Source organism: Corallococcus sp. 4LFB (assembly GCF_046520365.1).
Taxonomy (GTDB): Bacteria; Myxococcota; Myxococcia; order Myxococcales; family Myxococcaceae; genus Corallococcus; species Corallococcus caeni.
Map to the genome: position 1 here is coordinate 1 of NZ_JBKGHJ010000733.1, position 3,025 is coordinate 3,025.

Annotated in this window: 2 protein-coding genes and 2 pseudogenes; 1 reads left to right on the forward strand and 3 read right to left on the reverse strand. The window is 72.6% G+C overall.

Going from position 1 to position 3,025, the window contains the following annotated elements:
• Positions 1 to 298 (forward strand): annotated as a pseudogene (locus tag ACLEQD_RS40295) (serine/threonine protein kinase); the annotation flags it as partial.
• Positions 299 to 395: 97 nt separating this feature from the next.
• Here ACLEQD_RS40295 and ACLEQD_RS40300 read toward each other — a convergent pair.
• From ACLEQD_RS40300 to ACLEQD_RS40310, 3 genes and pseudogenes are all read right to left on the reverse strand, one after another.
• Entirely contained in the window at positions 396 to 1,811 is a 1,416-nt protein-coding gene (locus ACLEQD_RS40300) for a sigma 54-interacting transcriptional regulator (RefSeq protein ID WP_253895587.1), read from the reverse strand.
• Between the two features lie 85 nt (positions 1,812 to 1,896).
• On the reverse strand, positions 1,897 to 2,694 hold the full coding sequence (locus ACLEQD_RS40305) for a ZIP family metal transporter (RefSeq protein WP_410391251.1): 798 nt from the start codon (positions 2,692 to 2,694) through the stop codon (positions 1,897 to 1,899).
• Positions 2,695 to 2,798: 104 nt separating this feature from the next.
• Positions 2,799 to 3,025: pseudogene (locus ACLEQD_RS40310) on the reverse strand (hypothetical protein); the annotation flags it as partial.

Genomic DNA, 3,025 nt, shown 5'->3' on the forward strand with positions numbered 1-3,025 from the left:
CGTGGGGCTCGCGCTGACGGGCCGGGACGCCTCCCCCGCGCGCTTCCACGTCACCGTGCACGTGGACCGGCTGACGGCGCGCGACGAGCCCCACGGCTGGACGGACGGCGCGGCCTCCGGGTGGGACGCGGAGGGCGGGGAAGGGGGCCTGCTCCACCTGCCCGGCTGGGTGCGCGACGACGGGGAGCAAGGGTCGCCCGTCGTCACCGGCCCGGCGCTGCGGGGGCTGGAGCTGGACTTCGCCGCCAGCCTCCTGCCGGACGCGCCGGAGCGCTGGCGGCTCTCCGCCAGACGGTAGGGGGGCGGGTGCCGGGCGCGGTCCTGGGCAACGGGTCCGACTGTCGGACCAGTTCGGCCGCTTCGCCTCCCGCAGGGGGGGCTACCTCATGGCCCCCTCACGGCTTGATGCCGTGCCTGCGCAGCAGCCGGTAGAAGTGCACGCGGTCCATGCCGGCGGTGACGGCGGCCTGGGCCACCTTGCCCTGGTGCTTCTCCAGCAGTGCGCGCAGGTAGCGGCGCTCGAAGTCGTCCACCACGCGCCGGCGCTGCTCCGCGTACGGCCGCGACAGGTCCACCTCCAGCGGGCTGCCCTCCGGGCGCGAGTCCTCCTCCGCCAGGGGCAGCGCGTCCTCGAACACCAGGCAGCGCTCCAGGTGGTTGCGCAGCTCGCGCACGTTGCCCGGCCACGCCGCGTGCCTCAGGCGGGACAGGAACTCCTGCGTGCGCAGCGCGCCCGTGCGCTCCGGGTCCGCGCCCAGCGACTCCAGGATGCCCGACACCAGGAGGGGCAGGTCCTCCGGCCGCTGACGCAGGGAGGGCATCGCGATGCGCAGCACCGCGAGCCGGAAGAACAGGTCGGAGCGGAAGCGGCCCGCGTTCACCTCCGCGCGCAGGTCGCGGTGCGTGGCCGCGATGAGCCGCACGTCCACCGGCTGGTACGTGTTGCTGCCCACCCGGCGGATCTCCCGGTTCTCCAGCACGCGCAACAGCTTGGGCTGCAGCTCCGGAGGCAGCTCGCCAATCTCGTCCAGGAAGACGGTGCCGCCGTCGGCCTCCTCGAAGACGCCCGCGCGCCGGCTCACCGCGCCGGTGAAGGAGCCCTTCTCGTGGCCGAACAGCTCGCTCTCCAGGATGTGCGGGGGGATGGCGCCGCAGTCCACCACCAGGAACGCCGCGTCCCTGCGCCGGCCGGCCTGGTGGATGGCGAGCGCCGCCTGGCTCTTGCCTGTGCCCGTCTCTCCCTCCAGCAGCACCGTGACGTCGCGCGCGGAGGCCCGCTCCATCATCGCGAAGCAGCCGCGCATGGCCACGGACGTGCCTACCAGCGTGCCGAAGCGCGTCAGCTCCGACAGGGGCAGCCGGTTGCTCTCCGCGCTGAAGTCGAACCGCAGCACCACGCGGCCCAGCCGCAGCAGGCTGCCGCTGCGCAGGATGCCCTCCACCACCTGCACGCCGTCCACGATGACGCCGTTGAGGCTGTCCAGGTCCTTCACCTGCGGGCCCTTGGGCCCGATTCGCACCTCGCAGTGGAAGCGCGACACGGTGGAGTCCTCCACCGCGAAGTCGTTGAGCGGGTGCGAGCCCACCGAACAGGTGTCCGCCGTGGACTCCCACACCGTGCCCGCGCCCGGGCCCTCCACCACGGACAGGCGGAAGCGGCGCACCGTGGGCAGGTCCCCCGGACGGCGGGCCTGCTCGTACGGCAGCGTCACATGGAGCGCGGCTTCCGCCCCCTCTTCGTCCGGGCGGGCGCCCTTGTCCTTCGACTCCCCGGGGGGCCCGTCGATGCGGGTTCGATCCGACACAGACATGCGGTTGAAACTACCACGTCCGGGCCCCCGGGCGGGCAGCCGGGTGTCCGCCAGGACACAGACGCGGGCACGCGCACCGCCCGCGTCAGCTCAGCGTCACGTCCAGGAACATCATCATCACGAAGCCCACCATCAGCCCCGCGGTGGCCTCCTTCGCGTACTCCTGGCGGTGGCTCTCGGGGATCATCTCGTCGCTGACGACGTACAGCATGGACCCGCCCGCGAACGCCAGCGCCCACGGCAGCACGCCCGACGCGAACGACGTGGCGAAGAAGCCCACCAGCGCGGCCACCCCCTCCACCAGCCCCGTGTAGAGCGCCACCAGCACCGCCTGCTTGCGGCTGTACGCCACGCCCATCAGCGCCAGCGCGACGACGAAGCCCTCCGGGATGTCCTGCAACCCGATGCCCACCAGGATGGGCACCGCGATGGTCATGGAGCGGCTGCCCACGCCGGTGCCCACCGCCAGCCCCTCCGGGAAGTTGTGCAGCGCGATGGCCAGCACGAACAGCCAGATGCGCTTCAGGTTCACCGCCTCCGCGTTGCCCTCCTGGCCCTTGATGAAGTGCTCATGCGGGATGAAGCGGTTGCACAGGTGCAGGAAGAGGCCGCCCACCAGCATGCTGCCGCCCACCACCGCCGCCGGAAGGAAGCGCGAATGGGTGCGCGCCTCCGCCAGGTGGATGGCGGGCACGATGAGCGAGAAGGCCGTGGCCGCGAGCATCACGCCCGCGCTGAAGCCCATCAGCACGTCCTTGGAGCGCTGGGAGATGCTGCGCGCGGCCAGGGCGGGCAGGGCGCCCAGGCTGGTGGAGAGGATGGTGACGGCGCTGCCAACGAGCGCCAGGGCGAGGGTGGACGAGCCGAAACCGCTGTCGGACATGGCCCGCCCAACCTGTCGCACTCCCCGGCACCCGGCCACCTTTTCGGCGTGGCCGGACGCGGGGATGCCCGCCATGGAACAGCACCGCCCCCAAGAAGACGCACTCAGGGCGACAGGCGCTGCTTCTCCCGCAGGATCAGGTGCCACTCCTGGAGGTTCAGCTTCAGCGCGGACAGCCACGCGTCGAGCTCCGGATCCAGCCGCGGATCCACGCCGCGCAGGGACTCCAGCAGCGGCCGGGCACCGGACTGGCCCAGCCGCGCCAGCCCCTCCAGCGCGGACCTGCGCACCGCGAGGTCGCTGTCGCTCTTGTACAGCGACGTGAGCAGCG